Below are 7,198 nucleotides of genomic sequence, written 5' to 3'. Positions count from 1 at the left end.
CAGCCGGAGCGGACCCGCCGCTACGGCTCCGACCTGACCGACGCGGAATGGGCGATCGTGCAGCCACTGCTTCCGGTCCCGGCCTGGATGAACGGGCAAGGGGGCCGCCCGGAGGGCTTCTGCCACCGCCAGATGCTCGACGCGGTGCGCTACCTGGTCGCCGAGGGCGTGCGCTGGGCCAGCCTGCCGACCGACTTCCCCAAGTGGCGGGCCGTCTACCGGTTCTTCCGCCGTTGGCGCGACAACGACTACATCAAGGAGCTCTACGGCAGGCTGCGCAAGCTGCTGCGCGCCCTGGTCGGGAAGAAGGAGGAGCCCACCGCCGCGATCATCGACTCGCAGTCGGTGAAGGCCGACGCCACCGTCGGCTCCGCCACCCGCGGCTTCGATGCCGGGAAGAGGATCAACGGGCGCAAGCGGCACATCGCCGTCGACACCCTGGGCCTGCTGCTGGTCGTGATGGTCACCGCCGCCTCGGCCAAGGACAACGACGCCGGCCGCGACCTGCTGGAGCGCCTGCGCGAGCGCCACCGCCACATCGCCCTGGTCTGGGCCGACGGCGGCTACACCGGCTGGCTGGTCGCCTTCGCCACCACGGTCCTCGCCCTCGCACTGACCATCGTCAAACGCAGCGACGACGCCAAGGGGTTCGTGGTGCTGCCGCGCCGCTGGGTCGTGGAGCGCAGTTTCTCCCACCTGATCCGGGCCCGGCGCCTCGCGAGGGACTACGAGACCCGCATCGACAGCGCCGAGGCGATGGCCTGGTGGGCCGCGAGCATCCCGGCCACCCGCCGCCTGGCCCGTGCCGGCCAGCCGGCACCCCGCCGCGTCAAGCGGTCCGCGGCCTGAACAGCCCCGGCCGCCGCTCGGTCAGCCAGCCTCGCGCGACCAGCCGCTTCGCCCGAAACCGCGCGGCCTGCTCCTTCGCGTCAGTGGCCGGCCAGCCCAGATGCTCGCGCATCCGCCGCGCCCGAACCCCCTCACCACTGCCCGCGGCATCGCCCTCGACCAGGGCCACGATCCGCGCGCAGTCCCGCGGCAGCACCTCGACCCCCAACCCCTCACTCCAGAACGGGACTTCGACCCTGGGGCCGGCTGCCCCCGCGGCAGCCACCACACCCGCCGACACATCGACCGCCACGACTTCCTCTGCCGCCTCAGCCAGGGCCTCGACCGTCTCCTCGCGGGCGATGACCGCGCGCCGCGCGGCCTCATCCGCCTCGACCACGGCAGCCTGAAGCCGCTCCAGCTCCGCCCGCAGTTCCTCCGCCCGGGCCAGCGCCACCCGCTCGCGCTTCTCCAGCACCCCCAGCACCGACGGCATCGGCTACCTCCGCACACCTCGCATCCGAACCAACGGAACGAGCCTGCCTACCCGACGACCACTGCACGCCTGACCAGCAGAAACGTGACTCTACATCCGGTTTGGGAATCGCTTCTCAGTCCACCGAGGCACCCGAAGCCAGTTCCAGGCCCGCTGTCGCGAGGAAGTCCTCAAGGCCGATGTCACCGCCGCCGGTGCCGTCGTCCCATTCAACGAGTAGCCCCGAGCGGCCGTCGTTCCAGGACTCCGGCGTGTCGTCCTCGACCTCCGGGCCGGGATGCCACTCGACACTGCCCACGCCATGTCGGTACCGGAGGTACAGGTACTGACCGTCTTCGGTCCAGGCATCCCATTGCGACGGATTGGTGGGACTAGTCAGTACGACCCGCGCGAGCCGGCCCTTGTTCACATCCATCCGAAGATGGTCGCGCGTCTGCGGATGCCCCTGCAATCCACTTCAAGGCCGCCCGGAAGGTTCTCCAAGGAACAGCGTGATCGACCGGACAGCTCCTAGCCGAAGCCGGCAGCGAAGGACTCAGCGCGGAAGACCTGAGTACCTCGACCCAGATCAGCATCGCAAGCACGTACGGCGTCCTCTCTATCCTCCTCGGGGAAGGCGGCGTCGTTCGCCAAGCGACCGGCAACTACACCGACTCGGCCTCGGGCACACACAATGCCTGAACGGCGGACCTGACTGCGGCTGCACCGACCGGGCACGCCAGCCCGATCACCGGCGGACCGTCCCGCACAATGGGCGACCGGCCCCGACCGCTCCGCAGCGGTCGAGCGGGCACCGTGGGCCCGGGTCGACGACTTCAGCTGAAAGGAGATCGCCTCCCCCTCGCCATGGTGGTGCGTGCCGAAGTGTGGCACGTGCGGCAGTGGGACTGACTGCCGGGCAGCGCGCGGCCCTGCCCGGTCGACGGCAGCTCCCTGCGGCCGTTTCCGCGCCGAGTGGCTGCTGCCCGTGAAGGCGCCCCCCGACGTCGACCAGCTCGTCGTCGCCAGCGCGGACGGCAAGTTCGTGCCGATGCACATCCCCAGCCAGCGCGACCCGCGCTCCGCCCTCGGCCACTGATGCGAGCCCCGGCAGGCCGACCCGCGCACCGGCTGTGGATCGCCCATCCTCAGCTACAGCAACTTCGGCATCCACGCCTGCGAGGCGCGCCGGGCAAGTGCCGTCCGACGGTGAGCACCAGGATCCGAAGCCTTCTGGCGGATCGTCCAGGCGCGACCGTGTCGAGTGCGTGAGCGGTCTCGTTGAGCAACGGGCCTGAGCTGTCGCCCGGGCTCGTCTGGTGGTCCTTGGGCGACCGGCGCTGTGAACGGCTGGTCCGAGAGGTGTGCTGATGTCATTCTTTGGCAAGGACCCTGAGCAACAGACCGGCGGCTTGCGCAACGGGTGGATCCACCGCGGCAGCCCCTCGAAGGTTCTGCGGGCTCGTGCCGCGGGGCGCTGCAAGTGGTGCGGTAACAGGGTGGCCTGGTACGACCGGCACGACGGCGGGCGGATCCCGCTGGCCCCGGTCAAGTTCCCCTCGCATCGGGTTCCGCCGCGGTTCCAGTGGAGTGTGGACCTCGGTATGGCCGCCACCGGGGCCCTGTTCGACTGGTGCTTCCTGGCGCATCCCGCGATCTGCCCGGCGATCGAGCACGAGGGTCTGCCGCAGGAGTTCGAGGACATGGTGCGCGTTCTGGGCGTACGGATGCGGAAGATGATCGACTCCGGGGAGTTCGTTCCCGCCGACCCGCCGTTGGACGAGACTGAAGTCGCCGAGCCGGAGCCCGCCGCCGCGGCCGGCGCGGATGAGCGGCACGTCATCAGCCATGGATCGCTGCTGCGGATCTGCCCTGGCAGGATCGAGGACCTGCGATGCGTCGCCGAGGGGGCGCCTGGGCAGCGGTGCGAACGGCCGGTGTTTCACGCTGATGACGGTCGCTGGGTGGAGGTGGTTATTCCCCCGGCGAAGGGCCGTGCCGGGAAGCTGATCATGCTGACCTTCAGCGGCAGGATGTGGGCGTGGGAGATCGACCCGCTCGACTTCCGGGAGGCGTCGAGCTGGATGTGGCAGAGGTGTCTCTCCCACGCGTCCGCCGCCGAGGTGTACGAGCGGGAGCTCGTGGACTTCTCCACGATCCGCCACCACGACTTCATCCTGCGCCACCGCCCCGCCGGCTACGAGCCCGCCGTCGCCAGGCGGGAGCCCAGGACGGTCACCGGGACATCATCCGAGCGCATCATCTGTGCCGGTGACGGATGCCACAACGGCACCGTCGTGGAGGTGGACGACGGGTGGCTGTGCTGGCGGTGCGCGCCGAAGAACCGGCGCCGTCAGGCTGTTCTGGGGCGGCTGCGGCGGGAGCGTGTCCTGCCGCAACCGGCCGTAGCGGTCGACGACCTGACCCAGCGGACCCCAGGGATGGACGCCGCGTTCCTGCCTCACGAGCGGAGCGATTCGGAGCGGCTGGTCTGGGACGGCGTCCGCGACGAGGACCCGGGTAGCCCGCAGTTCTGATCCCCTGAACGCCGGTGCAGTCCGCCGGCACAAGCAGCTCCTGTCGCCCCGTGTGTCGGTGCGGCGCCAACTCGTGTGGGGCAGCGTTCGAACGCTGCCCCACACGAGTGACCGTGCGCTGATGCGTTCGTCGGCCTGCTGTCAGCGGGCCGTCCTGGCCGCTGCCCGCAGGTGTGCGCGCAGGCGGCTGCGCATCCCGGCCAGGCTGGTCCGGGCGCCGAGGCGGGTGAGGAATTCGTCCGCGCTCCAAATCACCAGCCTGCCCTGGCGGGCGAGGTAGAGACCGACCTGGTCGATGGCGTAGTCGTCGTCGTAGTCGAGCAGGAGGTAGCCGGCGAGCTGGTAGATCTCGTCCCGGCCGAGCCGCTGCGGGCGGGTGCTGGCCTTACAGTCCAGGAGCAGGCCGTCGAGGATGAAGTCGGCGTCGGCGCCGCCGATGTCGGCGCTGCCCGCGAAGGCCGGGCCGCAGACCCGGTTCTCGGACGGCAACGAGTGGAACGCCTTGAACGGCTCTTCGGCGAGGTCCATCTGCCGCCGGAGGTCTTCTACGACGTACGGCTGGACGTCGGCGCACAGCCGGTCAAGGGTCGTCGCGCCGGTGGCGCCCGCCAGCGGGTTGTTCCGGCGGAACCGCCCGCTGCGGAAGACGTCCTCGAAGTGCGCGGCGACGAAGCACAGCCGGCTCAGCCGTTCGTCGTCCAGCAGCGCGGGCCGGGCGAGGTAGCCATCCACCTCGGCCAGCAGCTCCAGCCCGGCGGTGTGCAGGGCCATGCGGCCGTCGTCCGCGGGCGTTCCCACGAGCAGGTGGTCACGGCCCGCGCCGTGGACGCCCAGTTCGACGGCTTCGCCCAGCGGCCGTCCCAGGGACAGCCGCAGCCGGTAGTCGATCGCATGCCCGAGCGCCGGCCAGTCCGGGTACTGGACATCGACGGGCTGGACCGGGTGCGGCAACCCGGCGATGCGCCGCTGGTAGTCGGACACCACGGCGCCGCTTCCCGGCAGATGTTCGGCCATGAACCGGGACAGCGGGGATGTCGTGTACTGGAGTTGGCCGGTCAGGCTCAGGTGGATCATCGGCACGCCGCCGATGGTGCCGTCCTTCTCCTCAAGGGCCATGGCCTTCTCGTAGCCGCTCACCCAGGAAAGCCCGCGTACATCAAGCTGGTGACGGGCCCGGGTTACCGCGACGTAGACGAGCCGCGCCTCGTCCGACCTCATGGGCAGCTGCCGCCCCTCGTCGGTCACTGGCGGAGGCGAGAACCCCTCGCCGACGCGTACGGTGCCCCACTCACGGCCCTTCGCCTTATGCACGGTGGACACCGTGACCCTAGCGTCGCCCTCCGGGCTCAACTGTGCCACGGCCTTGAGGATCACCTGCGGCCCGTAGTCGTCGACCAGTTTGACGATCGCCTTCAGGTCCTGGCCGGCCTTGTCCTGCTCAACGTACTCCTGCACCTCGCCCCAGGAGTTGAACAGAAACAGCTCGGGGTGACTGGTTCGGCGTCCCGCCTGGAGTTCGAGGGCGGCGTTCGCGATCCGCTCCAGCGCGTCGCCACCACCGGCCAGCGCGACCGGCACCTCTTCCTTCAGGAAGCCCAGGACCTCCTGCATCGCGTCCGCGTTGCCCCGACACAGCACCGCATCAGGCTCGCCCACCAGCCCGATCCGCGAATCGACTGATCCGAATCCGGTCAGGCACAGGTCCGACTCCGCATGCCGCAGCCACCGGTTGGCCTCCTCCGCGACCCGGGGCCCGAAACGAAACGACTGCGTCAGGTGGAGGTGCTCGGCCGGGAATCCCGTCATCACGTCCTTCGCCGAACGCCAGCCGTAGATCTGCTGAGCCGGGTCACCGACACAGATGCGCTGCGCCGACTGATTGAGGAAGACCTCCTCCAGCACCGGGTTGGTGTCCTGGGCCTCGTCCAGCAGGATGAAGTCCGCCGGCAGTACCGGCTCGCCCATGGCCCACATTTTCATGTAGAAGTCGTGCTCGAACCGGAGCCTGCCGTCCAAGGACTGGATGTCCTCCCATGCCCTCACCGCGTAGGGCAGCAACGTCCGGGCGGCGATGTCCTGGCCCTCGGCGTTGAGGCCGTTCAGCCGCTCCATGTGCCGGGCCATTACCTGCCGGTCGGTCGTGTAGCAGAAGCGCCGTACCATGCCCATCACCACGCGCGCCTGATGAGCAATCGTGATCTTGGTGCCGTTCACCATCAGGTCGCTCGTGATACCGAGCAGCCGCGCGGTCTGCTTCGCCGGGATCCGCGCGGAAGCCTCCAGCCGCGGCCCGTAGTTCCTCCCCACGGCTTTGAACGCCAGCGAGTGCGCGGTCCGGCACTCCACGTTTCGGCGGAAACGGCCTCGGGCGTCGTCCGCGATCGCCCGGTTGAACGAAATGTACAAGCCCCGCTTGTTCGTGGCGGAGCCCATCAGCATCAGGGTCGAGGTCTTGCCCGTGCCAGCGCCCGCGACCAGCGCCAGATCCCGTCCCGCCGCGAACACCTCCCTCGCGGCCTGCTGCTCCTCGGTCGGCTTCATGACCATTCGGTCCTCCTCAATGTGCGGCTTCATGTACCGCGGTCACAGAGAATCACCAGACCGCGACACACCGCAAAGTAGGCATCCTGGTCAGCGCCCCTCCCCCAAGGCCCGCCATCGACCGAGAACCCGCCAGCAAGGCCGCCCCCACCCGGCCCTGAACTCCAATAACCCCGGAGCGCCAGGCCCAAAAGCATTACCCGCGCCGTCAACCGGCACGACGACCGAATCAGCCGAATCAGCGCACCCCACCTCGCCCCGCTCCTGCAGCAGACGCACCCTCGACTCCCCACCGACGGAGGCCCGCGCCCGACCCCGCCCGACCCCAAACGACCCACTCCCGACCTCCTCGGAGACCTCCCCGCCGACATCCGCGACCGGCCGGCTCCCCCACGAGGAATGCGCCGAACCCGACGACCAGGATGACTTCGGCAACGACGAAGACTGGGACGACGAGCACGCCGGACAGCCCGGTAGCGGCCGCAGCCGACTTGCCCGCCTCGTCCACGAAGCCCAACCGCCACCCCGCGACCGGCTCACCTGACCGCCCGGCCCGACCCCACAAGTGGCCACCCCGGCCCGCCCGCAACCTCCCCAAGGCCACGTCCGCACACAGGTCAGCCAACGGGCCGACGGGATACTCCTCCGACTTCGGCACGCCCGCCCACCTCGGCTCGGAGCCGACGCCGACCCGCCCACCCGACCCGCCTTTGAGTAACACTGTGTAATCAAAATGAGGTTGTGGGACACCCGACCTTCAGACAGAACTAGCGCCATGGGGCCAGCCCCATTTATCACTTGAATGAGCCTCCGTCAA

Annotated in this window: 5 protein-coding genes; 2 read left to right on the top strand and 3 right to left on the bottom strand. The window is 69.6% G+C overall.

From position 1 onward, the window contains the following. The coding region (locus ABZ449_RS36985; RefSeq protein ID WP_360355021.1) for an IS5 family transposase at window positions 1-849 on the top strand (849 nt) is incomplete at its 5' end. Here the strand turns inward: ABZ449_RS36985 and ABZ449_RS36980 are convergent. After that, window positions 830-1,324, bottom strand: coding sequence for a hypothetical protein (locus ABZ449_RS36980; protein ID WP_360355019.1), 495 nt, complete (start codon window positions 1,322-1,324; stop codon window positions 830-832). The two genes, ABZ449_RS36985 and ABZ449_RS36980, sit on opposite strands and share 20 nt — an antisense overlap. Window positions 1,325-1,439: 115 nt before the next feature. Continuing rightward, the gene (locus tag ABZ449_RS36975; protein WP_360355016.1) at window positions 1,440-1,739 is read right to left on the bottom strand and encodes a hypothetical protein; all 300 of its coding nucleotides are present in this window, start codon (window positions 1,737-1,739) and stop codon (window positions 1,440-1,442) included. A 934-nt stretch (window positions 1,740-2,673) separates the two neighbouring features. Between ABZ449_RS36975 and ABZ449_RS36970 the strand changes: the two genes are divergently transcribed. Beyond that, window positions 2,674-3,840, top strand: a complete 1,167-nt coding sequence (locus ABZ449_RS36970; protein WP_360355024.1) for a DUF6083 domain-containing protein — start codon at window positions 2,674-2,676, stop codon at window positions 3,838-3,840. 141 nt (window positions 3,841-3,981) lie between these two features. Here the strand turns inward: ABZ449_RS36970 and ABZ449_RS36965 are convergent, their stop codons facing one another. Next, window positions 3,982-6,381, bottom strand: a complete 2,400-nt coding sequence (locus tag ABZ449_RS36965; protein WP_360355013.1) for a UvrD-helicase domain-containing protein — start codon at window positions 6,379-6,381, stop codon at window positions 3,982-3,984. Window positions 6,382-7,198: the final 817 nt, after the last annotated feature.

Origin of the sequence: Kitasatospora sp. NPDC005856 (genome assembly GCF_040629945.1) — a bacterium.
Taxonomy (GTDB): domain Bacteria; phylum Actinomycetota; class Actinomycetes; order Streptomycetales; family Streptomycetaceae; genus Kitasatospora.
This window is presented reverse-complemented; position numbering and strand designations above follow the sequence as displayed.